The sequence below is a fragment of the Enterobacter sp. MGH 4 genome (genome assembly GCF_000534735.1).
In the GTDB taxonomy this organism is placed as follows: domain Bacteria; phylum Pseudomonadota; class Gammaproteobacteria; order Enterobacterales; family Enterobacteriaceae; genus Enterobacter; species Enterobacter intestinihominis.
The window spans coordinates 89779-116134 of sequence record NZ_KI973296.1 but is presented as its reverse complement, the minus strand read 5'-3'; the positions used below and the strand labels follow the sequence as shown (position 1 = coordinate 116134).

Here is a 26356-nt window from a genome sequence, read left to right as displayed (position 1 = left end):
CCAGCGCAGAACTGGCTGGTCATTAACTATCGTCTGGAGCAAGCAATGCCGTGTGAAGAACTGGATATCGTCTGGAATAATATTAAAGCCGAAGCCCGAGCGTTGGCCGACTGTGAGCCCATGCTGGCCAGTTTTTATCACGCGACGCTACTCAAGCACGAAAATCTCGGCAGCGCCCTGAGCTACATGCTCGCCAATAAACTGGCTTCCCCTATCATGCCTGCTATCGCTATTCGCGAGGTGGTGGAAGAGGCCTACGCTGCCGATCCGGAAATGATTGCTTCTGCCGCCTGCGATATTCAGGCCGTGCGCACGCGTGACCCGGCGGTGGATAAATACTCCACGCCGCTGCTGTATCTCAAAGGCTTCCACGCCTTACAGGCGTACCGCATCGGCCACTGGTTATGGAATGAGGGACGCCGCGCGCTGGCCATCTTCCTGCAAAACCAGGTTTCCGTGACCTTCCAGGTCGATATTCACCCGGCGGCGAAAATTGGCCGCGGGATCATGCTCGATCACGCCACCGGCATTGTTGTCGGTGAAACGGCGGTAATCGAAGATGACGTGTCGATTCTGCAATCCGTTACGCTGGGCGGTACAGGTAAAACCAGCGGCGATCGCCATCCGAAAATTCGTGAAGGGGTGATGATCGGCGCGGGTGCTAAAATCCTTGGCAATATTGAAGTCGGACGCGGCGCAAAGATTGGCGCAGGATCGGTTGTGCTCCAGCCTGTACCGCCGCACACCACCGCCGCTGGCGTCCCGGCGCGCATCGTCGGTAAGCCAGACAGCGATAAACCGTCGATGGATATGGATCAGCACTTTAACGGTATTCACCACACCTTCGAATACGGCGACGGTATCTGAACGCTGGAACACTCAAATAAAAAAGCCCGGTGAGTTAATGCACCGGGCTTTTGATTAGTTGCGGTATAACACTTTGATAATGTGATAGCCGAACTGCGTATGCAGTGGGCCGGTTGGCTCCAGCACCGGGCAGGAGAAGACCACTTTATCAAACGCCGGAACCATCTGGCCCTGGCGGAACTCGCCTAAGTCACCACCGCGTTTGCCTGACGGGCAAATCGAGTGTTTCTTCGCCAGTTTGCCGAAGTCGGCGCCGTTTTTAATCTGTTCGAGCAGATCCTGTGCCAGTTTTTCTTCTTTAACAAGGATATGCAGTGCTGCTGCTGTTTTTGCCATGATCGTGCCTTGAGTCAACGAGTTTACGATCGGTATACTACCACGCGTTTTTCCTCCTCTCCCGACTTTCATTGAGTGATCATTTATGCGTTTAAACCCCGGACAACAACAAGCTGTCGAATTCGTCACCGGACCCTGCTTGGTGCTGGCGGGAGCGGGATCCGGTAAAACACGCGTGATCACCAACAAAATCGCCCACTTAATTCGGGGTTGTGGATATCAGGCGCGCCATATCGCGGCGGTCACCTTTACCAACAAAGCGGCGCGTGAGATGAAAGAGCGCGTCGGCCAGACGCTGGGCCGTAAAGAGGCGCGCGGGCTGATGATCTCCACCTTCCACACGCTGGGTCTGGATATCATCAAGCGCGAATACGCGGCGCTGGGAATGAAGTCCAACTTTTCGCTCTTTGATGACACCGACCAGGTGGCGCTGCTCAAAGAGCTGACGGAAGGGCTGATCGAAGATGACAAAGTGCTGTTGCAACAGCTGATCTCAACGATCTCGAACTGGAAAAACGATCTGATGACGCCGGCCCAGGCTGCGGCAAGTGCCAAAGGCGAGCGTGACCGCATCTTTGCCCACTGCTATGGCCTGTACGACGCGCATATGAAAGCCTGCAACGTACTGGATTTCGACGATCTGATCCTGCTGCCGACGCTGCTGCTTCAGCGGAATGAAGAGGTGCGCGAGCGCTGGCAGAACAAAATTCGTTACCTGCTGGTGGATGAATACCAGGATACCAACACCAGCCAGTACGAGCTGGTGAAGCTGCTGGTAGGACAGCGCGCGCGTTTTACCGTCGTAGGCGATGACGATCAGTCGATTTACTCCTGGCGTGGCGCACGTCCGCAAAACCTGGTGCTGCTGAGCAAAGACTTCCCGGCGTTGCAGGTGATTAAACTGGAGCAGAACTACCGTTCTTCCGGGCGTATCCTGAAGGCGGCGAACATCCTGATTGCCAACAACCCGCACGTCTTTGAGAAGCGCCTGTTCTCTGAACTGGGTTACGGGACCGAGCTGAAAGTCCTTAGCGCCAATAACGAAGAGCACGAAGCGGAGCGCGTAACCGGCGAGCTGATTGCCCATCACTTCGTCAACAAAACTGAATACAAGGATTACGCGATCCTCTATCGCGGTAACCACCAGTCGCGCGTCTTTGAAAAGATGCTGATGCAGAACCGCATCCCCTACAAAATCTCCGGCGGTACGTCGTTCTTTTCGCGTCCGGAAATCAAGGATCTGCTGGCCTATCTGCGCGTGCTGACCAACCCGGATGACGACAGCGCTTTCCTGCGCATTGTAAATACGCCGAAGCGCGAGATTGGCTCTGCGACGCTGCAAAAGCTGGGTGAATGGGCGATGACCCGCAACAAAAGTCTGTTCACCGCCAGCTTCGATATGGGGCTGAGCCAGACCCTGACCGGGCGCGGCTATGACGCCTTAACCCGATTTACGCACTGGCTGGGTGAGGTGCAGCGTCTGGCAGAGCGCGAACCCGTGGCGGCAGTACGCGACCTGATCCACGGCATTGATTACGAATCCTGGTTGTATGAAACCTCCGCCAGCCCGAAAGCGGCAGAAATGCGCATGAAAAACGTTAACCAGCTCTTCAGCTGGATGACCGAAATGCTTGAAGGATCTGAGATTGACGAGCCGATGACCCTGACGCAGGTGGTCACCCGCTTCACGCTGCGCGATATGATGGAGCGCGGCGAGAGTGAAGAAGAAGCTGATCAGGTCCAACTGATGACGTTGCATGCCTCGAAAGGGCTGGAGTTCCCGTATGTCTATCTGGTGGGGATGGAAGAGGGCCTGCTGCCGCACCAGAGCAGCATTGATGAAGATAACGTCGACGAAGAGCGCCGTCTGGCCTACGTGGGGATCACCCGTGCGCAGAAAGAGCTGACGTTTACGCTGTGCAAAGAGCGCCGTCAGTATGGTGAGCTGGTGCGCCCGGAGCCGAGCCGTTTCCTGCTGGAGTTGCCTCAGGACGATCTTATCTGGGAGCAGGAGCGTAAAGCTATTACCGCTGAAGAGCGGATGCACAAGGGGCAAGCCAACGTGGCGAACATACGCGCCATGCTGGCGAAAGCCAAAGAGAAAGGATAACAATTTTGTAGGCCGGGTAAGGCGAAGCCGCCCCCCGGCACGCTTCAAGGGTCACTTCACATCAAGCGCCCAGTGCACATAGCTCTGCCACTGGCACTCCTGCTCGATCAACTCTGCTCCAAGCGGATGATCTTCTAGCCAATTTTCCGGCAGCGTCAGCGTCAGTTTTTCATCGTCTGCCACCAGCTTAATGGCCGGGAGGAGATCGTCGCGACGCCGGCTGGCAAACAGAATCGCCAGACGAAGTAAGCGGCAGAGATGTTCGGCCACGCGCGGCGGTACAGCGTTTTGCTGATGGAGTGAAGAGAGGTCAACGGCGTTGGTTTGATTCAGCAGCAGGGTCGCGAGCAATTTTTTCTGCGCGGGAGTGTAGCCCGGCAAATCGAGATTACGCACCAGCCAGGCTGCGTGTAGCGGCGCTTGCTTGTACTCAACGCTAAGCCCAATTTCATGCAACGCACACGCACTTAGCAGCAAATCGCGGCTTAACGGTTCGATATCCCAACGTGATTTAACCTGATCCGCAAAGAGCGATGCCAGTTGGCCCACTCGCTGCGCCTGATCGGTATCCACAATAAAGCGGCGCTGGACGTTACGTAGCGTACGGCTTCGAATGTCCTGATCCACCGAAAGATGCAGCATCCCATAGACCAGACCTTCGCGCAGTGCGCCGCCTGCCAGGGTCATGCACTGGATGTTTAGCTCGGTAAAAATGGCGATGAGAATGGCTAGCCCGCTGGGGAAGACCAGCGCACGTTCGAGCGTCAGCCCTTCAATTTCCAGCTCTTCCAGACGACCACATTGAATGGCGCGCTGTTTAAGCTGCTGGAGTTTAGCAAGCGTGATCCGCTCATCCATCCCCTGCGCCATCATGATTTCCTGCAACGCCTGTACAGTTCCTGACGCCCCAACACACACTTTCCAGCCGTGGTAGCGCAGTTCGTCCATGACCGGACGCAGCACTTCACGCGCGGCATTTTCAGCCTCGTCGAAGTTTTCTTGCGCGAGATTGCGGTCAGTAAAGTAGCGCTCAAGCCAGGTTACGCAGCCCATCGACAGACTGAACAGCGAGGTCGCCTGGGCACCTGTGCCGGTCACCAGTTCAGTACTCGCTCCGCCAATATCCACCACCAGACGGCGATCGTCGCCCCCGGTAGTGTGCGCCACGCCCTGATATATCAGACGCGCTTCTTCTTCACCGCTGATAACTTGCACCGGGCAGCCGAGAATTTCCTGCGCTTTGGCAATAAAATCGACGGCATTAACCGCCAGACGGAGCGTCGCGGTCGCGACAACGCGGATTTGGGCATGCGGTATGTCCTGCAGACGCTCTGCAAAGAGGCGCAGACACTGCCAGCCACGTTCCATGGCTTCGGGAGAGAGGTGATTATCGCTGCTCAGGCCCGCCGCCAGGCGGACCTTGCGCTTGATGCGCGTCAGCGTCTGTATGCTTCCCGCCACCTCGCGTACAACCAGCATATGAAAACTATTCGAACCGAGATCAATTGCCGCATAAAGCGAGGTGGAACTGAGCATCATTTTTTAACCTGAACGACGACGATTACGCGGCGCACCGCCGGAACGACGCGGGCCATTACCGGTACGTGGACGGGTAAGGCGCTTAGGTGGCGGCAGTTCGCTCATCAGCGCGTCCGGATTGTATTTACTCTGTGGAATAGAGTGACCGATATAGGTCTCAATGGCCGGAAGGTTCAGCGCATACTCTTCACATGCAAGGCTGATGGAGTGACCGCTTGCGCCGGCACGACCGGTACGACCGATACGGTGTACATAGTCTTCACAGTCATCTGGCAGGTCATAGTTAAAGACGTGCGTCACGGCTGGAATGTGCAAGCCACGGGCCGCCACGTCGGTCGCGACCAGAATATCAAGGTCGCCACGAGTAAATTCGTCGAGAATGCGCAGGCGTTTTTTCTGCGCCACGTCGCCGGTCAGCAGGCCCACACGGTGACCATCTGCCGCCAGGTGGCCCCAAATATCTTCACAGCGGTGTTTAGTGTTCGCAAAGATGATCGCGCGATCCGGCCACTCTTCTTCGATCAGGGTTTGCAGCAGGCGCATTTTCTCTTCATTAGAAGGATAGAAGAGCTCTTCTTTAATGCGGTGCCCGGTTTTCTGCTCCGGTTCTACTTCCACATATTCCGCATTGTTCATCTGCTCGAATGCGAGTTCACGTACGCGGTATGAAAGGGTTGCGGAGAACAGCATGTTCAGACGCTGGTTTGCCGCAGGCATACGGCGGAACAGCCAGCGGATGTCTTTAATGAAGCCCAGATCGTACATGCGGTCTGCTTCATCCAGCACCACGACCTGGATTGCGCCGAGGTTGATATGGTTCTGTTTAGCGTAGTCGATAAGACGGCCGGTGGTCCCAATCAGGATATCTACGCCGCTTTCCAGCACTTTCAGCTGTTTATCGTAGCCGTCGCCGCCATAGGCCAGGCCAAGTTTCAGGCCGGTGGCTTGCGCCAGGGGCTCAGCGTCTGCGTGGATCTGTACCGCCAGTTCTCGCGTCGGGGCCATAATTAGCGCGCGCGGCTGGTTAACTTTGCGGTCTGCAATCGCTGGGTGAGAAAGTAAATAATGAAACGTTGACGTTAAAAACGCCATCGTTTTGCCAGTACCGGTTTGCGCCTGCCCTGCAACATCACGACCGGCCAGCGTCAGCGGCAGGGCGAGAGCCTGAATGGGCGTGCAGTTATGAAACCCTTTAGTTTCAAGGGCTTCGATCACCTTTGGGTGCAGGGCGAAGTCGGAAAACTTCTGTTCTGTTAAATGTGTTTTGCTCATAGTGTGGTAGAATATCAGCTTACTATTGCTTTACGAAAGCGTATCCGGTGAAATAAAGTCAACCTTTAGTTGGTTAATGCGACATCAACACGTCGTTGGTGGAGACAAAACCAACGTACCAGGCTTATTCCTGTGGAGTTATATATGAGCGATAAAATTATTCACCTGACTGACGACAGTTTTGACACGGACGTACTTAAAGCTGACGGGCTGATCCTCGTTGATTTCTGGGCTGAATGGTGTGGTCCTTGCAAAATGATCGCTCCGATTCTGGATGAAATCGCTGACGAATATCAGGGCAAACTGACCGTTGCCAAGCTGAACATCGACCAGAACCCGGGCACCGCGCCAAAATACGGTATCCGTGGCATCCCGACCCTGCTGCTGTTCAAGAACGGTGACGTGGCGGCGACCAAAGTGGGCGCACTGTCCAAAGGTCAACTGAAAGAGTTCCTGGACGCTAACCTGGCGTAAGGTTTCTCCGCTGAGCGTCCAGAGCGCCTAATTAATGGTGAGCTCTGGACGCCCGGCTTTAGTCGTGCTAAGTTAGCTATGACTACGTTTTAAACATATCTTGTTGTTTGAATCTTGTTTTACCCGATACTTCCCGTTGTTAACTTAAACAGTGCGTGAAGTTGCTAGATTCCGGGCTTGTCACTCAATCCGTCTTGTCGTTTCAGTTCTGCGTTCTTTCCCTGTGACCAGACAGCGAACAGACATGAGGTGATGGCCGCTAAACAGGCATGGATGACCCTGCCATACCATTCACAACATTAAGTTCGAGAATCACCCCGAGTTTAAGAACCCACACCATTATGAATCTTACCGAATTAAAGAATACGCCGGTTTCTGAGCTGATCACTCTCGGCGAAAATATGGGACTGGAAAACCAGGCTCGTATGCGCAAGCAGGACATCATTTTCGCCATCCTGAAGCAACACGCTAAGAGTGGCGAAGATATCTTTGGCGACGGTGTGCTGGAGATACTGCAAGACGGATTTGGTTTCCTCCGCTCTGCAGACAGCTCCTACCTCGCCGGCCCTGACGACATCTACGTATCCCCTAGCCAAATCCGCCGTTTCAACCTCCGCACTGGTGACACCATTTCAGGTAAGATTCGTCCTCCAAAAGAGGGTGAACGCTACTTTGCGCTGTTGAAGGTTAATGAAGTCAACTACGACAAACCGGAAAACTCCCGCAATAAGATCCTGTTCGAGAACTTAACGCCGCTGCACGCGAACTCTCGTCTGCGTATGGAGCGTGGTAACGGGTCTACTGAAGACTTAACCGCTCGTGTGCTGGATCTGGCATCGCCAATTGGTCGTGGCCAGCGTGGTCTGATTGTGGCGCCGCCAAAAGCCGGTAAAACCATGCTGCTGCAAAACATCGCGCAGAGCATTGCTTACAACCATCCAGACTGTGTGCTGATGGTGCTGCTGATTGACGAACGTCCGGAAGAAGTGACCGAGATGCAGCGTCTGGTGAAAGGGGAAGTGGTTGCGTCAACCTTCGACGAGCCTGCTTCCCGCCACGTTCAGGTTGCGGAAATGGTTATCGAGAAGGCGAAACGCCTGGTTGAGCACAAGAAAGACGTGATCATCCTGCTCGATTCCATTACCCGTCTGGCGCGTGCCTACAACACCGTGGTGCCGGCTTCCGGTAAAGTACTGACCGGTGGTGTGGATGCCAACGCCCTGCATCGTCCGAAGCGTTTCTTCGGTGCGGCGCGTAACGTGGAAGAGGGCGGTAGCCTGACCATTATCGCGACGGCGCTGATCGATACCGGCTCCAAAATGGACGAAGTTATCTACGAAGAGTTTAAAGGTACAGGCAACATGGAACTGCACCTTTCTCGTAAAATCGCAGAAAAACGCGTCTTTCCGGCGATTGACTACAACCGTTCCGGTACCCGTAAAGAAGAGCTGCTTACCACTCAGGAAGAGCTGCAGAAAATGTGGATCCTGCGCAAAATCATCCATCCAATGGGCGAAATCGACGCAATGGAATTCCTCATTAACAAACTGGCGATGACTAAAACGAACGACGATTTCTTCGACATGATGAAACGCTCGTAACGCAAATAATCCCAGTAAACGCCACGTTTTTACGTGGCGTTTTTTATTTATGGGCTATACGCTATTACCACACACTCCCAATTTTGCCCGGTCGGTGCGACAATAAGAAAATTCGCACAGTAAAAATATTAATAGCTTGAATAATAAACAAATGGGTCGCAAGAGGTGTGCTTTATGCCTTCTGGCTTGATGCCATCATGGTTATACTTCTTTGACTAACATATGTTGAGAACATCCGTTGTGAACCTATTCGATACGTTTGCTGAACTCACCAGTATTTTTTTGTTCACTACTTGCTTTCTTTTTTTAGCACGTAAGGTAGCAAAATATGTCGGTTTAGTGGACAAACCTAACTTCCGTAAACGGCACCAAGGTATGATTCCCTTGGTGGGCGGAATCTCCGTTTTTGCAGGTGTTTCTTTCACTTTTGCTATCGCGGATTACTATATCCCACATGCCAGGCTGTACCTGTGCTGTGCGTCTGTTCTGGTTGTTGTGGGGGCACTTGATGATCGCTACGATATCAGTGTAAAAATTCGAGCCTTCGTGCAGGCTGCAGTTGCTCTTGCCATGATGGTGGCGGCAAACCTTCACCTTAGCAGTCTTGGATACATTTTTGGTTCTTGGGAGATGGTACTTGGGCCGTTTGGTTACTTCCTTACACTCTTTGCCGTATGGGTCGCCATCAATGCATTTAATATGGTAGATGGAATTGATGGTTTATTGGGCGGACTATCTTGTGTTTCATTTGCTGCCATTGGCATAATCTTATGGTTTGATGGTCAATACAGCCTGGCAATGTGGTGTTTTGCTATGATTGCGGCCATTCTGCCCTATATTCTTTTAAATCTTGGCGCGCTGGGCCGTCGCTATAAAGTCTTTATGGGCGATGCGGGTAGCACATTGATTGGTTTCACTATTATCTGGATCTTATTGGAAACCACTCAGGGTAAAACACATCCAATCAGCCCGGTTACAGCGCTTTGGATCATTGCCATTCCGCTGATGGATATGGTGGCGATTATGTATCGTCGTCTGCGTAAAGGAATGAGCCCATTTTCTGCGGACCGGCAGCATATTCATCATCTGATTATGCGCGCCGGCTTCACGTCTCGTCAGGCGTTTGTGCTGATTACGCTAGCGGCTGCTATTCTGGCTGCGATTGGCGTTGCCGCGGAATATGCTCATTTCATTCCTGAATGGGTAATGTTGGTATTATTCTTGCTAGCATTTTTCATGTACGGTTACTGCATTAAGCGTGCATGGAAAGTCGCGCGTTTTATTAAACGTTTAAAACGCAGGATGCGTCGGAACAGTGGCAAAAACACAACATTAACTAAGTAAAACCGGGACTATGATGACTCAACCGTTGGCGGGAGCGAAATCAGTGGGCACTGAGAACGAGCTGGATATTCGTGGTTTGTTTCGAGTGTTATGGCAGGGCAAACTGTGGATTGTGGGGATTTGCCTGGGGTTCGCGCTGTTAGCGCTTGCCTACACCTTCTTTGCGAAACAAGAGTGGAGCGCCACGGCGATCACAGACCGACCAACGGTGAATATGCTTGGAGGCTACTACTCCCAGCAGCAATTCCTGCGTAATCTTGATATCAAGGCCAATCTGGCGACCCCGGATCAGGCCTCGGTGATGGATGAGTCCTACAAAGAGTTTGTGATGCAGCTGGCGTCGTGGGATACACGTCGCGATTTCTGGTCCCAGACAGACTACTACAAGCAGCGCATGGTCGGTAACAGCAAAGCGGATGCCGCGCTGCTGGATGATTTAATCAACAACATTCAGTTTATGCCTGGCGATGTGCTCCGTAACGTTAGCGACAGCGTGAAGCTGATTGCGGAAACGGCGCCGGACGCCAATAACCTGTTGCGTCAGTACGTTGCTTTTGCCAGCCAGCGTGCGGCCAGTCATCTGAATGACGAGCTGAAAGGCGCCTGGGCTGCGCGAACTATCCAGATGAAAGCGCAGGTCAAACGTCAGGAAGAGGTCGCTAAGGCCATCTTCGCCCGTCGCGTGCATAATATTGAGCAGGCGCTGAAGATTGCGGAACAGCACAATATTTCCCGTAGCGAAACGGATGTTCCGGCTGACGAACTCCCTGATTCAGAAATGTTCCTTCTTGGTCGCCCAATGCTTCAGGCACGTCTGGAAAATATCCAGGCCGTTGGCCCTGACTTTGACCTTGATTACGACCAAAACCGCGCCATGCTCAATACGCTCAACGTCGGTCCAACGCTGGACCCGCGTTTTCAGACCTATCGTTATTTAAGAACGCCTGAAGAGCCTGTAAAACGCGATAGTCCGCGTCGCGCATTCCTGATGATCATGTGGGGGATTGTGGGCGCACTGACTGGCGCTGGCGTAGCGTTATTGCGTCGCCGCACAAACTAAGAACGCCGTCTACGATGAAGGCTGCGGCCTTCATCGTCTAATCGAAGAGAATCGATGTGAAAGTACTAACCGTATTTGGCACCAGGCCGGAGGCCATCAAGATGGCGCCTCTGGTTCATGCGCTGGCCAGAGATCCTGATATTGAAGCGAAAGTGTGCGTGACTGCCCAGCACCGTGAGATGCTCGATCAGGTCTTAACCCTCTTTTCTATCGTCCCGGATTACGATCTCAATATAATGAAACCGGGACAGGGACTGACGGAAATCACCTGCCGTATTCTGCAAGAATTAAAGCCTATTCTGGAGTCGTTCAAGCCGGATGTGGTGCTGGTGCACGGCGACACCACCACCACCGTGGCGACCAGCCTGGCCGCGTTCTATCAGCGTATCCCCGTTGGTCATATTGAAGCGGGTCTGCGTACCGGCAATCTCTATTCCCCGTGGCCGGAAGAGGCCAACCGTACGCTCACCGGTCACCTGGCGATGTACCATTTTGCGCCAACCGAGAACTCACGTCAGAACCTGCTGCGCGAAAATATCAGTGACAGCAAGATCTTCGTCACCGGCAATACGGTCATTGATGCGCTGATTTGGGTGCGTGACCGCGTGCTGGCTAACAGCGAGCTTCAGGCAGAACTCGCTGCGCGCTATCCGTTCCTGAACAACGGCAAGAAAACGATTCTGGTGACGGGACACCGCCGCGAAAGTTTTGGCCGTGGCTTTGAGCAAATCTGCCACGCGCTGGCTGAAATCGCCGCGCAGAATGAGGATGTGCAGATTGTCTATCCGGTGCACCTTAACCCTAACGTCAGCGAACCGGTCAACCGTATCCTGGGCCACGTGGAAAACGTGCTCCTGATAGAGCCGCAGGACTATCTGCCATTTGTCTGGCTGATGAACCACGCCTGGCTGATCCTGACCGATTCTGGCGGCATTCAGGAAGAGGCGCCTTCCCTCGGTAAGCCGGTACTGGTGATGCGCGAAACCACTGAACGTCCGGAAGCGGTCACTGCCGGTACCGTGCGTCTGGTGGGAACGGATCCGCGTCGTATTGTCGAAGAGGTCACGCGCTTACTGCATGACGAAGAAGAGTATCAGGCGATGAGCCGTGCCCATAACCCGTACGGGGACGGGCAGGCTTGTGGACGTATTTTGCACGCACTTAAACACAATCGGGTAACGCTATGAGTTTTACTACCATCTCTGTTGTTGGTCTCGGCTATATCGGGCTGCCTACTGCGGCGGCCTTTGCCTCTCGTCAAAAGCAGGTTATTGGCGTAGATATCAACGCGCATGCGGTAGAAACCATCAACCGTGGCGAAATTCATATCGTGGAGCCCGATCTCGATCGCGTGGTGAAAAAGGCGGTGGACGGTGGCTTCCTGCGCGCCAGCACCACGCCGGTAGAAGCCGATGCGTACCTGATTGCGGTGCCTACGCCCTTTAAAGGCGATCACGAGCCTGACATGGTTTACGTCGAGGCGGCGGCAAAATCCATTGCGCCTGTGCTGAAGAAAGGGGCACTGGTTATTCTTGAGTCCACTTCACCTGTTGGGGCAACCGAGCAGATGGCACAGTGGCTGGCCGAGGCGCGTCCCGATCTCAGCTTCCCCCAGCAGGCGGGCGACCAGGCCGATATCAACATCGCCTACTGCCCTGAGCGCGTACTGCCAGGCCAGGTGATGGTGGAACTGATTAAAAATGACCGCGTGATTGGCGGCATGACCCCAGTCTGCTCCGCGCGCGCCAGCGAGCTGTATAAGATCTTCCTTGAAGGCGAATGCGTGGTGACCAACTCCCGCACCGCCGAGATGTGCAAACTGACCGAAAACAGCTTCCGCGATGTTAACATTGCATTTGCGAATGAACTGTCGTTGATTTGCGCCGATCAGGGGATTAACGTCTGGGAACTTGTTCGCCTTGCCAATCGTCACCCACGCGTGAACATCCTTCAGCCGGGGCCGGGTGTGGGTGGGCACTGTATCGCTGTCGATCCGTGGTTTATCGTGGCGCAGAATCCGGAACAGGCACGCCTGATTCGCACCGCGCGCGAAGTAAACGACCACAAACCGCACTGGGTTATCAACCAGGTGAAAGCCACGGTGGCGGATTGCCTCGCCGACAGCGGTAAACGTGCCAGTGAGCTGAAAATTGCCTGCTTTGGTCTGGCATTCAAACCGAATATTGACGATCTTCGCGAAAGCCCGGCAATGGAAATTGCCGAAACGATCGCAGCCTGGCACAGCGGTGAAACGCTGGTGGTTGAGCCGAATATTCATGCGTTGCCGGCAAAACTTGCCGGTCACTGCACCCTTACCGCACTGGATGACGCGCTGGCGACGGCGGATGTGCTGGTGCTGCTGGTGGATCACAATGCGTTTAAAGCGGTCTCCGGTGATGCCGTGCGTCAGCAGTATATTGTTGATACTAAGGGCGTTTGGCGTTGATTACTCTCAACGGCGTGCTGGAGTCCCTTGAGTGGGAAAGCGTATTTTTTTCGCTCCCCTCAGCGATAGTGCGTCTGCGCGATAACGCTCCTGCGTTGCAGGACGCAGACTTCAGCGCCTGGCAGCGCGTACAGGCTAAGATCCCGGCGGACCGCGCCGATCTGCTGGACGCGCTCCAGCAGCACGGATTCCGGCTGGTCGAGGGCGAGGTTGATCTCACTGTTACCGTGGCCCGCCACGGCTCACCGGGCGCGGAAATTGCAACGGAGCAGGATATCCCCGCGCTGCGCAAGATGGCGGCGCTGGCTTTCGCTCAAAGCCGTTTCCGGGCGCCCTGGTATGCGCCCGATGACAGCGGCCGCTTTTATGCCCGGTGGATAGAGAATGCGGTTAAAGGCACGTTTGACCACGTCTGTCTGGTGTTCCGTACTGCCGGTGGGCAGATTCAAGGTTTTGTTTCGCTTCGCAGGCTCAACGAGCAAGAGGCGCGCATCGGTTTGTTAGCCGGGCGCGGCATGGGCGAAAAACTCATGCAGGCGGCGCTGCACTGGGCGGAGCAACAACAGGTATCGACGCTGCGGGTCGCAACCCAGATGGGCAACACCGCTGCGCTTAAACGTTATATTGCGAGTGGTGCCAGCATCGACGCCACCGCCTACTGGTTATACAGGTGACAAGATGATTCCATTTAACGCGCCTCCCGTTGTGGGCACTGAACTTGATTACATGCAGTCGGCTATGGGCAGCGGCAAGCTCTGTGGCGACGGTGGTTTTACCCGTCGCTGCCAGCAGTGGATGGAGCAACGTTTTCACAGTGCCAAGGTGCTGCTGACGCCGTCCTGTACCGCATCGCTCGAAATGGCCGCGCTGCTGCTGGATATTCAGCCCGGCGATGAAGTGATCATGCCGAGCTACACCTTCGTCTCCACGGCGAACGCGTTTGTCCTGCGCGGGGCGAAAATCGTGTTTGTGGATATCCGTCCGGATACCATGAACATCGACGAAACGCTGATTGAAGCGGCGATCACCGACAAAACGCGGGCGATTGTTCCGGTGCATTACGCGGGCGTGGCCTGTGAAATGGACACCATCATGGCCATCGCCAAAAAGCACAACCTGTTCGTGGTGGAAGACGCCGCGCAGGGCGTGATGTCCACCTACAAAGGTCGCGCGCTGGGAACCATCGGTCATATCGGCTGCTTTAGCTTCCACGAAACCAAAAACTACACCGCAGGCGGCGAAGGCGGCGCGACGCTGATTAACGATCGTGCCCTTGTGGAGCGTGCGGAAGTGATCCGTGAAAAAGGGACCAACCGTAGCCAGTTCTTCCGCGGTCAGGTGGATAAATACACCTGGCGCGATATCGGCTCAAGCTACCTGATGGCGGACTTGCAGGCCGCGTATCTCTGGGCGCAGCTGGAAGCGGCAGAGCGAATCAATCTGCAACGCCTCTCCCTGTGGCAAACCTACTACGACGCGCTGGAGCCGCTGGCTAAAGCCGGACGTATTGAACTGCCGACCATTCCGGCAGACTGCATCCACAACGCCCACATGTTCTATATCAAGCTGCGCGATAACGACGATCGCAGCAAGCTGATTGCCTGGCTGAAAGAGGCGGAAATTATGGCGGTATTCCACTATATTCCGCTGCACTCCAGCCCGGCTGGCGAAGCCTTCGGGATGTTTGCCGGTGAAGACCGCTACACCACCAAAGAGAGCGAACGTCTGCTCCGCCTGCCCCTGTTCTACAACCTCGCGCCGGTGAACCAGCGTACGGTGATCAATTCGCTTCTGAGTTATTTCGCCTGATATGTCTCTGGCAAAAGCGTCGGTGTGGACGGCAGCGTCCACGCTAGTAAAAATTGGCGCCGGGTTACTGGTCGTCAAGCTGCTGGCCGTCTCATTTGGTCCGTCAGGCGTTGGGCTGGCAGGGAACTTCCGCCAGCTGGTCACGGTGCTTGGCGTGCTGGCAGGTGCCGGGATATTCAATGGCGTCACCAAATACGTCGCGCAGCATCATGACGATGCCGAAAAGCTTCGCACGGTGGTGGGCACCTCCTCTGCTATGGTGCTGGGCTTCTCTACGTTGCTGGCCATCGTCTTTTTGCTGGCGGCGGCACCTGTTAGTCAGGGACTGTTCGGACACACGCACTATCAGGGACTGGTGCGCCTGGTGGCGCTCGTTCAGATGGGCATCGCCTGGGCGAACCTGCTGCTGGCGCTGATGAAAGGCTTCCGTGATGCCGCCGGGAATGCGCTGGCGCTGATCCTCGGCAGCATTATCGGCGTTATCGCCTACTACTTCTGCTATCGGCTGGGCGGCTATGAAGGCGCGCTGCTGGGGCTGGCGCTGGTGCCTGCGCTCGTTGTCGTTCCGGCAGCGTTTATGCTGATGCGCAGAGGCAATGTCCCGCTGAGTTACCTGAAACCGCAGTGGGACAAGATGCTGGCGGGGCAGCTAGGAAAGTTTACCCTGATGGCGCTCATCACTTCGGTAACGCTTCCCGTGGCTTACGTGATGATGCGAAACCTGCTGGCAGCGCATTACAGCTGGGATGAAGTGGGGATCTGGCAGGGCGTGAGCAGCATTTCAGATGCTTACCTCCAATTTATTACGGCTTCCTTTAGCGTCTATTTGCTGCCAACCTTATCGCGCCTGACGTCCAGGCAGGATATTACCCGCGAGATTTTTCGCGCCCTGCGTTTCGTGTTGCCGGCGGTTGCGATCGCCAGCTTTACCGTGTGGTTACTGCGTGATTTCGCCATCTGGCTGCTGTTTTCAGCGAAGTTTACCGCCATGCGCGATCTGTTTGCCTGGCAACTGGTCGGCGATGTGCTGAAAGTGGGGGCATACGTTTTCGGCTATCTGGTGATTGCGAAGGCTTCGCTGCGGTTGTATATCCTGGCAGAGATCGGCCAGTTTGCGCTGCTAACGGCATTTTCTCACTGGCTGATCCCCACCCACGGTGCGCTGGGGGCGGCGCAGGCCTATATGGCAACTTATATCGTTTATTTCGCTGCCTGTTGCGGCGTATTTTTACTTTGGCGTAAACGCGCATGACTGCACTGATACACATACTGGGATCGGATATCCCGCATCATAACCAGACCGTTCTGCGGTTCTTCAACGATGAACTGGCATCCGGCACGCCCGATGCGCGTGAGTTTATGGTCGTTGGACGCGACAGCGGCCTGGGCGCGGCGTGTCCGGCATTGCATATCACCTTCTGGCCAGACAAAGCGGCGCTGACGAAGGCCGTGGTTGCTAAAGCCAAAGCGGATCGAAGCCAACGTTTCTTCTTCCATGGACAGTTCAATACCGGAGTGTGGCTGGCGCTGTTAAGCGGCGGGATCAAACCTTCTCAGTTCAGCTGGCATATCTGGGGAGCGGATCTCTACGAAGTCTCCCGTGGCTGGAAGTTCCGACTTTTCTATCCGCTGCGTCGTCTGGCGCAGGCGCGCGTGGGCTGCGTTTTTGCTACCCGAGGCGATCTCAACTATTTTGCTAAACAGCACCCGAAGGTTCGCGGGGAGCTGCTCTATTTCCCGACCCGTATGGATCCGGCGCTGAACACCATGGCGAATGACACGGTTCGAGAGGGCAAGCTGACCATCCTGGTGGGGAATTCCGGAGATCGCAGTAACGAGCATGTCGCGGCGCTGAGGGCGGTGCATCAGCAGTTTGGCGACACGGTGAACGTGGTGGTGCCGATGGGCTATCCCGCCAATAACGACGCCTACATCGATGAAGTTCGCCAGCAGGGGCTTGCGCTGTTTAGCGCAGAAAACCTGCACATTCTCAGCGATAAGCTGGAATTTGATGACTATCTCGCGCTGCTGCGAAAATGCGATTTGGGCTATTTCATCTTTGCCCGTCAGCAGGGGATTGGCACGCTGTGTCTGCTGATTCAGGCGGGCGTACCCTGCGTGCTCAACCGCGAAAACCCGTTCTGGCAGGACATGGCCGAGCAGCATATTCCGGTGCTGTTTACCTCTGACACGCTTAATGTCGAGGTGGTACGGGAAGCGCAGCGTCAGCTCACGCTGGTGGATAAAAATAGCATCGACTTTTTCAGCCCGAACTACTTCACGCCGTGGCACCGCGCGCTGCGTATTGCTTCAGGAGACAACGCATGAGCCAGTTGCAGTTTAGCGGCTTGCTGGTGGTCTGGCTGCTGAGCACGCTGTTTATCGCCACGCTCACCTGGTTTGAATTCCGGCGGGTACGTTTTAACTTCAACGTATTCTTCTCGCTGCTGTTTTTGCTGACCTTTTTCTTTGGCTTCCCGCTGACCAGCATCCTCGTGTTCCGCTTTGATGTTGGCGTCGCGCCGCCGGAAATCTTGTTGCAGGCGCTGCTCTCTGCGACCTGCTTCTACGCGGTGTACTACGTCACTTATAAAACGCGCCTGCGCGCGGCAAAAGACACCACCCCCCGTCGTCCGCTGTTTACCATGAACCGGGTAGAAACCCATCTGACGTGGGTTATGCTGATGACTATCGCCCTCGTCAGCGTGGCGATTTTCTTCATGCATAACGGCTTTTTACTGTTTAAGTTGCAGTCCTATAGCCAGATTTTCTCCGCCGAAGTCTCCGGCGTCGCGCTCAAGCGTTTCTTCTATTTCTTTATCCCGGCGATGCTGGTGGTCTTTTTCCTGCGTCAGGACAGCAAAGCCTGGCTGTTCTTCCTGGTCAGCACCGTCGCATTTGGCATTCTGACCTACATGATCGTCGGCGGCACCCGCGCCAACATCATTATCGCCTTCGCGATTTTCCTGTTTATCGGCATTATTCGCGGCTGGATCTCGCTGTGGATGCTGGCGGCGGCAGGCGTCTTTGGCATTGTGGGGATGTTCTGGCTGGCGCTGAAGCGCTACGGGCTGAACGTGGCCGGCGACGAAGCGTTTTACACCTTCCTGTATCTGACGCGCGACACCTTCTCGCCGTGGGAAAACCTGGCATTACTGCTGCAAAACTACGACAAAATCGAATTCCAGGGGCTGGCGCCGATTGTTCGCGATTTCTATGTCTTTATACCGACGTGGCTGTGGCCCGATCGTCCCGGCATTGTCCTGAACACGGCGAACTACTTCACCTGGGAAGTGCTGAACAACCATTCGGGTCTGGCGATTTCCCCAACCCTGATTGGCTCGCTGGTAGTGATGGGCGGAACGTGGTTTATCCTGCCTGGCGCGATCGCGGTAGGGCTGATAATAAAATGGTTCGACTGGCTATATACGCTGGGTAACGAAGAGACCAACCGCTACAAAGCCGCTGTTTTGCACAGTTTCTGTTTCGGTGCCATTTTCAATATGATCGTTCTGGCGCGCGAGGGGCTGGATTCATTCGTCTCACGCGTGGTGTTCTTTATGGTCGTTTTCGGACTCTGTCTGCTGCTGGCAAAACTGCTGTACTGGTTGTTTGACAGTGCAGGGCTTGTGCACAGACGTGAGCCACAGGGCAGCACAACGCTGTCGCAAGTCTGAGTAGGGATTATCATGACGGATACAACTTCAGCCCCGCGTTATGCGCTGCGCGGGCTACAGCTGATTGGCTGGCGTGACATGCAGCATGCGCTGGATTTTCTGTTCGCGGACGGGCAGATGAAGTCGGGCACGCTGGTGGCCATTAACGCAGAAAAAATGCTGGCGGTTGAAGATAATGCGGAAGTGAAAAGCCTGATTGAAGCCGCAGAGTTTAAATACGCAGACGGTATTAGCGTGGTGCGTTCAATTCGTAAAAAGTTTCCAGACGCTAATGTGTCTCGCGTGGCGGGTGCTGACCTTTGGGAGCGGCTTATGGAGCGCGCTGGCGCTGAAGGCACGCCGGTATTTTTGATCGGCGGCAAGCCAGAGGTGCTGGCGCAGACCGAACAAAAGCTGCGTAGCCAGTGGAATGTTAACATAGTGGGCAGCCAGGATGGCTATTTCAGGCCGGAAGATCGCCAGGCGTTATATGAGCGCGTGCGCGACAGCGGGGCGAAAATTGTCACTGTCGCTATGGGGTCGCCGCGCCAGGAAATACTGATGCGCGATTGCCGTCTGGTCAGCCCGGATGCGCTTTATATGGGCGTTGGCGGCACCTACGACGTCTTTACCGGCCACGTTAAGCGTGCGCCCAAAGTCTGGCAAAACCTGGGGCTGGAGTGGCTCTACCGCCTGCTCTCCCAACCGACGCGTATAAAACGACAGATTCGCCTTCTGCGCTACCTCGCCTGGCACTACACCGGGAAAATGTAATCAATATGCAGCGCGATCTGCTGTTCGCGCTGCAACGCCCCCTGCAAAACTGCTGAGTTTATGTGCAATGCATTCATTTTTTTAATGCATTGTTTGCCATTTGCCAGAATTTAAGAAACCATTCGCTCCGTATTTCAGTACCCCTCAAAACAATACCCGGCAACAAGTCGGGAAACAGCAAACACAACCGAGGAATTATGGCAGAGAAAAAACCGGAGCTTCAGCGTGGGCTGGAAGCTCGACATATTGAACTGATCGCGCTGGGCGGGACTATCGGCGTTGGCCTGTTTATGGGCTCGGCAAGCACGCTGAAGTGGGCGGGGCCTTCCGTCCTGCTGGCGTATATTATTGCCGGACTGTTCGTCTTCTTCATCATGCGCTCAATGGGCGAAATGCTGTTCCTGGAGCCGGTGACGGGCTCTTTCGCCGTTTACGCCCACCGGTATATGAGCCCGTTCTTTGGTTATCTCACGGCCTGGTCGTACTGGTTTATGTGGATGGCTGTGGGGATTTCGGAGATCACCGCCATCGGGGTCTACGTGCAGTTCTGGTTCCCGGAGATGGCCCAGTGGATACCCGCGCTTATTGCCGTAGGGCTGGTGGCGCTGGCGAACCTTGCCGCCGTTCGTCTTTACGGCGAAATCGAGTTCTGGTTTGCGATGATCAAAGTCACCACCATCATCGTGATGATTGTCGTTGGCCTTGGGGTCATCTTCTTTGGCTTCGGTAACGGCGGGCACGCTATCGGTTTTGGTAACCTGACCGGGCACGGCGGCTTCTTTGCGGGGGGCTGGAAGGGCTTTCTGACGGCGCTCTGTATCGTTGTCGCCTCCTATCAGGGCGTTGAGCTGATCGGCATTACCGCAGGTGAGGCGAAAAACCCGCAGGTCACGCTGCGTAGCGCGGTAGGCAAGGTACTGTGGCGTATCCTGATTTTCTATGTGGGCGCGATCTTCGTTATCGTGACCATTTTCCCATGGAACGAGATCGGCACCACCGGCAGCCCGTTTGTCTTAACCTTCGCTAAGATTGGCATCACGGCGGCAGCCGCCATTATCAACTTTGTGGTGCTGACGGCGGCGCTCTCCGGCTGTAACAGCGGAATGTACAGCTGTGGGCGTATGCTTTACGCGCTCTCGCAAAACAAACAGCTGCCGGCGGTGATGGGTAAAGTCTCCCGCGTGGGTGTACCGGTGGCGGGCGTAGCGGTGTCGATTGTGATTCTGCTGATTGGCTCTTGCCTGAACTACATCATCCCGAATCCGCAGCGCGTGTTTGTTTATGTTTATAGCGCCAGCGTGCTGCCGGGGATGGTACCGTGGTTTGTCATTTTGATTAGCCAGCTGCGTTTCCGACAGGCGCACAAAGAAGCGATCGCCAGCCATCCATTCCGTTCCATTCTGTTCCCGTATGCGAACTATTTGACGATGGCGTTCCTGATTTGCGTATTAATTGGAATGTACTTTAATGAAGATACCCGCATGTCGCTGTTTGTCGGGATGATCTTCCTGGCTGCCGTCACAGCTGCATATAAACTTTTTGGCCTGGGTCGCCGTGGCTCCGCCCATAAAGTGGAGGAATAAGCGGCAAAATGTGCAAACCATAACCAAACGCGCATTTTTTTCAAAAAAGCACTAGACAGCGGGGTCGGAGGTACGTAATATCCAGCCCCGCAACGGCGCTAAGCGCCCGTAGCTCAGCTGGATAGAGCGCTGCCCTCCGGAGGCAGAGGTCTCAGGTTCGAATCCTGTCGGGCGCGCCATTTTAGTCCCGGCGCTAGAGCTGCGGTGGTCTGAGAAGTAGTCAGAACCGCGTGAAAGAATACAGTGGTGGCTATAGCTCAGTTGGTAGAGCCCTGGATTGTGATTCCAGTTGTCGTGGGTTCGAATCCCATTAGCCACCCCATTATTGAAAGAGTTGTGAATTGCGAAGGTGGCGGAATTGGTAGACGCGCTAGCTTCAGGTGTTAGTGTTCTTACGGACGTGGGGGTTCAAGTCCCCCCCCTCGCACCACGACTTTTAATGAGTTGAACTAAAAATTCAAAAAAGCAGTACATCGGCGAGTAGCGCAGCTTGGTAGCGCAACTGGTTTGGGACCAGTGGGTCGGAGGTTCGAATCCTCTCTCGCCGACCAATTTTGAACCCCGCTTCGGCGGGGTTTTTTGTTTTCTGCGCTTTTTCATCCTGTAGCCATTCCCCGACAACACTCTATATCCTTGTCGCGATTCAGCGACATATAAGCCTTTAATAATAAAGAATTTATTATTTTCTCTCTTAACCTGTCTCCTGGTGACGACAGATTGCCGCCCTTAGCGCGAGTTTGTATGGCGTAAGGCGGCTCTTAACAACATAATTTCCTTTTATCTTAAAATGTTGCGCGATGTAAAAGTTATGCGTGTAAACCTGGCACATTACATGCAATAATATGCGTGTAGATGCTCATTCCATCTCTTATGTTCGCCCTACGGCCTCATAAACTCAGGAATGACGCAGAGCCGTTTACGGTGCTTATCGTCCACTGACAGATGTCGCTTCGGCCTCATCAAACACCATGGACATAACGTTGAGTGAAGCACCAAATATGTTGTCTTACAGACCTGTTTTAACGCCTGCTTTTATAGCAGGCGTTTTTTTATGGGTACAAAAAAGGAGGCCATCTGGCCTCCTGGATAATTACTGCTGCGTTCCGTTATTGTGTAGCGTAAGCAGAAGCCCATCACGCCGCATGGCTGCGGCCTCTTCCGGCTTGTGCTGCTTGTCCAGCGAATCAGCAAGCCAGGCGTAATCAAATGCGTCCGGGCGTTGCTTCAGCGCTGCGCGGAAGGCGAGACTCGCCTCCTGCCACTCGCCGTGTTTCATCAAAGACTGGCCCAGCGTACTCCACAGCAGCGGGCGATCGCCCACGGTTTTGATCTGCTGGCGCAATGCTTTTTCTATTTGTTCCGGATTGTTGGTTTTCAGACGCGGGATGACCATCACCAGGCGGTCATCATACTGTCGCTTGAGACCGTCGAGAAGGATCTCCTGCGCGGTGTCATGGTCGTCACACTCAATCAGATGTTCTGCCATCGCCACCTGAAGGGGAACCTGCTGGCGCGTTTTGCGGCTCTGGTTTTTCCACCAGGTTTTCAGGCCGTCGCTGCCAAGATCGGCGCGCGCCTGATCCATCAGGCCAATCCAGGCCAGACGCTGAAGTTCATCACGATGTTCATCATCGCCCACGTCGGCTTTCGCCATGGAAGGGATAATGTCCAGCAGCGAACCCCAGGCACCGGTCCGAATGTATGCCTGCTCCGCAAGACGCAGCACTTCCGGATGACGAGGGGTAATTTCCAGCAGACGGTCAACGCCGTGACGTGCGGCATGGTTTTCATTGCGCGCCAGTTGCAGACGAACGCGGGTGATCTCAACCGGAATCGGATCCTTAGTTGAGAGCTCAGATGCGCGTTCAAGATGCTGATTGGCGCGGGCCTCATCGCCTCGCTGTTGTGCCGCCTCAGCGGCCAGCAGATAGTTAACAACCGGCTGTTCTGCATGGTCGGCATTTTTCGACATCAGCTTTTCAACCTGCTGATAGTCGCCTTCGGCCAGCTTCAGCAACGCTTGCTCGGTCTGCTTACGGGCGCGACGGCGCTTACGGCCAACGAACCAGCCGCGCGTGTGAACGCCGGTACGGAAAATCCGACGCAGGATCCATTCCACTGCCAGCAGGACGACCACACCCAGGATCAGGATGATCACCAGCCCTGTCACGCTGGTTTCGACGTTGTAGTTATCGGTCTGGATCAATACGTAACCCTGGTGACCCGCGAGCATCGGCCCCAGTACAATTCCGGCGATCAGCAGGATGAAGAGTAAGAAGACTTTTAGCATCATCACTCTCCTTGCGGCGCGCTTTCAGGCGCTGGCGCGGCGGCAGGTGCTTCAGCCGGGCGCTCTGCCGGAACGCCCGGCTGGGCCAGCAGGTTACGCACGCGCGTCTGCATGATCTTCTCCAGAATCGGCTGGCTTTCCAGCTTGTCCGGCACGTTCATGGTGATGTTTTGCTGGCTCAGCTTGTCGATATCCTCCAGGAACGCGGTCGTGGTTGCGTCATTGGTATCGTAGTAAGCACGTACCCACGTTGAAACGTTATCCAGCGCCTGTTTGTAGGTCTCTTCCTGGTGACGCGGTACGGCCTGAGCAGCCACCAGCAGGCGGGAGCGAATGTTTTCGCGCAGATAAACATCCTGGTTCGGTGCCAGCAGCGGCACGGCGGTTTCATCGCGGCGGCGAATGGTAATAAAGCTGTCCATAAAGTTCTGCCAGCTCTTTTGCAGGTTGATACGCCATTCGCTCAGGGAGCTGGACAGCTCGGTGCCGTCAGAATCCATCGGGGAGTCATCGTCGTTGTTATCGGCCAGCTGAAGGTTATCAATCTGATTGGAGAGCTGATTTACCTTAAGGATGATACCGTCGTAGTCGACCTGAGAAACCGCAGACAGGCTGGCGATATCTTCCGTAATAGCGCGGCGTGCGTTGATGAGGCTCGGATCGTTCATATCGGCCAGGCTTGCGTCGGCGCTTTTCAGCAGCGCGGCGGCGGTGGTGACATCCTGATCGCTCCAGAGCTTGCGCCCGGCCAGCTTCACCAGAAAATCGGCCTGTGAGAGCAGCCAGGTTTTGGCATCGGTTCCCGAAATCGTGGCGACTTTCTCCTGCACTTCGCTCAGCTGTTTGGTCAACTCTTCACGTTTGCTGTTCGCGTCGGCGAGGGCGGCAGCCTGCTGTTTGATCACGCCTTCCAGCTCAGCTTTTTGCGTCTCCTGCGCTTTCTGTAGGGCGGTGATTTGGTTAACCAGCGCGTCGCTGGTGGCCGTCTGGTTGGTGCCTTGTTTCTTCACCAGTCCGTAGAGACCCACGCCTGCGGCCAGCGCAATCGCGATGGCAATCACGCTCAGCGTGAGGCTGGTTTTATTGCTGCCGTTTTTCTTCTCAACGGTTTTGTCTGTCGTCTCTGGCTGTGACGTGGTGTCCACAGTCTCCCTGGTCTCTTCAACCACGGCGGAGGATTTTTCGTGTTCCGTCATTATGGCTTCCCATTTGAGAGTTATTGTAATGCGCGCAGCAGCGCATCGTTGTCGGCGTTATCAGCGATCCGAATATCCTGCCAGCCCAGTTCCCGGGCGTGGTTCGCCAGACGCTCGCTGACGACCAGAAGCCGACAGCGGAGTAACCAGTTTTCGCGATACCAAAGCGGAATCAGCGACCAAAGCTGTTGTAACATTTCACCGCTGGTAACCACCAGCGTATTAATGCCGCGCGCATGCCAGCGCATGGCTTCTTCCGCGCCATCATAGTGTTTCGCACAGCGCTGATAGCACTCCACAAACGTCACGTCTGCGCCGCGTTCGCGCAGCGTCTCGCCCAGCAGTTCGCGGCCACCGTTGCCGCGCAAAATGAGCGCACGCTTTCCGGCAATAGTTTGTAATTCAGGTAATTGTAGCAAGACTTCGCTGATTTCCCGATCTAACGGGTAACGAACATCGATTCCGCTCGCGGTATGTAAGGCCAGCGCCGTGGTGCGCCCGATGGCGAAATAGCGGGGTGCGTGGGGCCAGTTAACGCCCTGCTGTTGCAGCTGCGCATGGGCAAATTCCACGGCATGCTGCGATAGCGCAAAGAGCAGATCACCTTCCTGCAAGGCACGCATCTGGTCAGCGAGCGTAGGCAGCTCGCGACCGGGGGAGAATTCAATCAACGGAAAACTCCAGGCCACCTGCCCCAGTGCGCGCAGACGGCTCACTAACTGCTCTCCTGCGGGAGAAGGGCGGGTGACAAGTATGCTCATGCAGGGGGCTCTCCGTTATAGACCTCAGCCAGAATTTCACGCGCGCCGTTATTCAGCAGCTCTTCCGCCAGCGATACGCCAAGCGCCTCGGCATCCTGCGGCTTGCCGCGACGTTCACCGCGAACCATCTGCGAGCCGTCCGGCGCGCCAACCAGCGCACGCAGCCACAGCTCACCGTCAGTTAATTCAGCATAGCTGCCAATTGGCACCTGACAGCCTCCTTCGAGGCGAGTGTTCATCGCGCGCTCGGCTTTTACGCGAACGGCGGTATCGTCATGATTCAGCGGCGCGAGCAGTGCCTGAGTACGCGCATCATCCAGACGACACTCAATGCCGACGGCACCCTGGCCGACGGCGGGGAGCGACAGCTCCGGCGGCAACGCCACGCGAATACGTTCTTCCAGCCCCAGGCGTTTCAGGCCCGCAACCGCAAGAATAATGGCATCGTAGTCGCCGTTATCCAGCTTGCCAAGGCGTGTGCCGACGTTCCCACGCAGCGAGCGAATCACCAGATCCGGGCGACGTTCTGCCAGCTGACACTGGCGGCGTAAACTTGACGTGCCGACCACGCTGCCTGCCGGCAACGCATCAAGCGAGTCATAGCGATTAGAGACAAACGCATCGCGCGGATCCTCGCGCTCGCAGATGGTCACCAGCCCCAGCCCTTCCGGGAACTCAACGGGCACATCCTTCATCGAATGCACGGCGATATCGGCGCGGTTCTCAAGCAATGCCAGTTCCAGCTCTTTGACAAACAGACCCTTTCCGCCCACTTTGGCCAGCGGCGTATCAAGAATGACATCGCCACGCGTGACCATTGGCACCAGCTCAACGCGTAATCCGGTGTGGCAGGCTTCCAGGCGCTGCTTAACATAATGTGCCTGCCAGAGCGCAAGAGGACTTTGGCGTGTGGCAATTCTCAAAACATTGTCTAACATGCTTGTTACCGTCATTATCAATCGCTAACCATCCTAACATTGTTGACACTCGGATGGCAGTTTTACGGTTGATGAAGAGTGAGAGGGACAGGGCGGCGTTCGCGTCAGCCACCGCCGTATTCAGGAATTTACACGTACAGAACGGTGCTACACTTGTATGTAGCGCATCTTTCTTTACGGTCAACCGGCAAGGTGTTAAATTGATCACGTTTTAGACCATTTTTTCGTCTGTACCACCAGAAAACAACAAGGCGAAAAAGGGTAACGGTTATTTTTTGAAATACTGCGGGTCCGCTGCTT

The 26356-nt window shown here is 55.1% G+C and carries 22 protein-coding genes and 4 tRNA genes; 19 read left to right on the top strand and 7 right to left on the bottom strand.

All coding sequences use genetic code 11. From position 1 onward, the window contains the following. Positions 1-45: 45 nt before the first annotated feature. A complete protein-coding gene (cysE, locus tag L350_RS03905) occupies positions 46-867 on the top strand; it encodes a serine O-acetyltransferase (protein WP_022646641.1) in 822 nt (273 codons plus the stop codon). A gap of 54 nt (positions 868-921) precedes the next feature. Here cysE and ppiC read toward each other — a convergent pair whose 3' ends face one another. Further along, the gene (ppiC, locus tag L350_RS03910; RefSeq protein ID WP_006812396.1) at positions 922-1203 is read right to left on the bottom strand and encodes a peptidylprolyl isomerase PpiC; all 282 of its coding nucleotides are present in this window, start codon (positions 1201-1203) and stop codon (positions 922-924) included. A gap of 85 nt (positions 1204-1288) precedes the next feature. Here ppiC and rep point away from each other — a divergent pair, with 85 nt between their 5' ends. Then, entirely contained in the window at positions 1289-3313 is a 2025-nt protein-coding gene (rep, locus tag L350_RS03915) for a DNA helicase Rep (protein ID WP_022646642.1), read from the top strand. A 51-nt stretch (positions 3314-3364) separates the two neighbouring features. On the opposite strand, the gene gppA is transcribed toward rep, so the two are convergent. After that, positions 3365-4849, bottom strand: a complete 1485-nt coding sequence (gene gppA / locus L350_RS03920) for a guanosine-5'-triphosphate,3'-diphosphate diphosphatase (RefSeq protein WP_032626729.1) — start codon at positions 4847-4849, stop codon at positions 3365-3367. A 6-nt stretch (positions 4850-4855) separates the two neighbouring features. Beyond that, positions 4856-6124 (bottom strand): ATP-dependent RNA helicase RhlB, encoded by a 1269-nt coding sequence (rhlB, locus tag L350_RS03925; RefSeq protein ID WP_022646644.1) that lies wholly within the window; start codon positions 6122-6124, stop codon positions 4856-4858. A 144-nt stretch (positions 6125-6268) separates the two neighbouring features. Between rhlB and trxA the strand changes: the two genes are divergently transcribed. From trxA to L350_RS04010, 17 genes are all read left to right on the top strand, one after another. Next, entirely contained in the window at positions 6269-6598 is a 330-nt protein-coding gene (trxA, locus tag L350_RS03930) for a thioredoxin TrxA (RefSeq protein ID WP_006812392.1), read from the top strand. A gap of 341 nt (positions 6599-6939) precedes the next feature. Continuing rightward, complete coding sequence (gene rho / locus L350_RS03935; RefSeq protein WP_001054528.1) at positions 6940-8199, top strand: transcription termination factor Rho; 1260 nt, start codon at positions 6940-6942, stop codon at positions 8197-8199. A gap of 240 nt (positions 8200-8439) precedes the next feature. Continuing rightward, entirely contained in the window at positions 8440-9543 is a 1104-nt protein-coding gene (gene wecA, locus L350_RS03940) for a UDP-N-acetylglucosamine--undecaprenyl-phosphate N-acetylglucosaminephosphotransferase (protein ID WP_022646645.1), read from the top strand. Between the two features lie 13 nt (positions 9544-9556). Further along, positions 9557-10603, top strand: a complete 1047-nt coding sequence (gene wzzE / locus L350_RS03945; protein WP_032626561.1) for an ECA polysaccharide chain length modulation protein — start codon at positions 9557-9559, stop codon at positions 10601-10603. A 56-nt stretch (positions 10604-10659) separates the two neighbouring features. Further along, a complete protein-coding gene (gene wecB, locus L350_RS03950; RefSeq protein ID WP_032626559.1) occupies positions 10660-11790 on the top strand; it encodes a non-hydrolyzing UDP-N-acetylglucosamine 2-epimerase in 1131 nt (376 codons plus the stop codon). Continuing rightward, positions 11787-13049 carry a UDP-N-acetyl-D-mannosamine dehydrogenase gene (wecC, locus tag L350_RS03955; RefSeq protein ID WP_032626557.1) on the top strand — a complete coding sequence of 421 codons (1263 nt, stop codon included), beginning with the start codon at positions 11787-11789 and terminating at the stop codon, positions 13047-13049. Before wecB ends, wecC begins: the two co-directional genes overlap by 4 nt. Next, positions 13046-13723, top strand: a complete 678-nt coding sequence (rffC, locus tag L350_RS03960; RefSeq protein ID WP_032626554.1) for a dTDP-4-amino-4,6-dideoxy-D-galactose acyltransferase — start codon at positions 13046-13048, stop codon at positions 13721-13723. The genes wecC and rffC overlap by 4 nt, the downstream gene beginning before the upstream one ends. A gap of 4 nt (positions 13724-13727) precedes the next feature. After that, the gene (gene rffA / locus L350_RS03965; protein ID WP_032608214.1) at positions 13728-14858 is read left to right on the top strand and encodes a dTDP-4-amino-4,6-dideoxygalactose transaminase; all 1131 of its coding nucleotides are present in this window, start codon (positions 13728-13730) and stop codon (positions 14856-14858) included. 1 nt (position 14859) lies between these two features. Further along, entirely contained in the window at positions 14860-16110 is a 1251-nt protein-coding gene (wzxE, locus tag L350_RS03970) for a lipid III flippase WzxE (protein WP_032626552.1), read from the top strand. Next, a complete protein-coding gene (locus tag L350_RS03975; RefSeq protein ID WP_032626551.1) occupies positions 16107-17186 on the top strand; it encodes a TDP-N-acetylfucosamine:lipid II N-acetylfucosaminyltransferase in 1080 nt (359 codons plus the stop codon). The genes wzxE and L350_RS03975 overlap by 4 nt, the downstream gene beginning before the upstream one ends. Then, complete coding sequence (gene wzyE / locus L350_RS03980) at positions 17183-18535, top strand: ECA oligosaccharide polymerase (RefSeq protein WP_017693948.1); 1353 nt, start codon at positions 17183-17185, stop codon at positions 18533-18535. The genes L350_RS03975 and wzyE overlap by 4 nt, the downstream gene beginning before the upstream one ends. A 12-nt stretch (positions 18536-18547) precedes the next feature. Further along, a complete protein-coding gene (gene wecG, locus L350_RS03985) occupies positions 18548-19288 on the top strand; it encodes a lipopolysaccharide N-acetylmannosaminouronosyltransferase (RefSeq protein WP_015570015.1) in 741 nt (246 codons plus the stop codon). A gap of 197 nt (positions 19289-19485) precedes the next feature. Then, positions 19486-20871, top strand: coding sequence for a bifunctional threonine/serine APC transporter ThrP (locus L350_RS03990; RefSeq protein WP_023305225.1), 1386 nt, complete (start codon positions 19486-19488; stop codon positions 20869-20871). Between the two features lie 102 nt (positions 20872-20973). After that, positions 20974-21050 (top strand) — tRNA-Arg (locus L350_RS03995). Between the two features lie 67 nt (positions 21051-21117). Then, positions 21118-21193 (top strand) — tRNA-His (locus L350_RS04000). A gap of 21 nt (positions 21194-21214) precedes the next feature. Next, positions 21215-21301, top strand: a tRNA-Leu gene (locus L350_RS04005). A 44-nt stretch (positions 21302-21345) separates the two neighbouring features. Then, positions 21346-21422 (top strand) — tRNA-Pro (locus L350_RS04010). A gap of 539 nt (positions 21423-21961) precedes the next feature. Here L350_RS04010 and hemY read toward each other — a convergent pair. The 4 genes from hemY to hemC are packed head-to-tail and all read right to left on the bottom strand — an operon-like array spanning position 21962 to position 26056. Further along, complete coding sequence (gene hemY / locus L350_RS04015) at positions 21962-23161, bottom strand: protoheme IX biogenesis protein HemY (protein ID WP_032622057.1); 1200 nt, start codon at positions 23159-23161, stop codon at positions 21962-21964. A gap of 2 nt (positions 23162-23163) precedes the next feature. After that, positions 23164-24357 (bottom strand): uroporphyrinogen-III C-methyltransferase, encoded by a 1194-nt coding sequence (gene hemX / locus L350_RS04020; RefSeq protein ID WP_022646657.1) that lies wholly within the window; start codon positions 24355-24357, stop codon positions 23164-23166. Between the two features lie 20 nt (positions 24358-24377). After that, positions 24378-25118, bottom strand: a complete 741-nt coding sequence (gene hemD / locus L350_RS04025) for a uroporphyrinogen-III synthase (protein WP_023299041.1) — start codon at positions 25116-25118, stop codon at positions 24378-24380. Continuing rightward, positions 25115-26056 carry a hydroxymethylbilane synthase gene (gene hemC / locus L350_RS04030; RefSeq protein ID WP_023305227.1) on the bottom strand — a complete coding sequence of 314 codons (942 nt, stop codon included), beginning with the start codon at positions 26054-26056 and terminating at the stop codon, positions 25115-25117. The genes hemD and hemC overlap by 4 nt, the downstream gene beginning before the upstream one ends. Positions 26057-26356 lie beyond the last annotated feature (300 nt).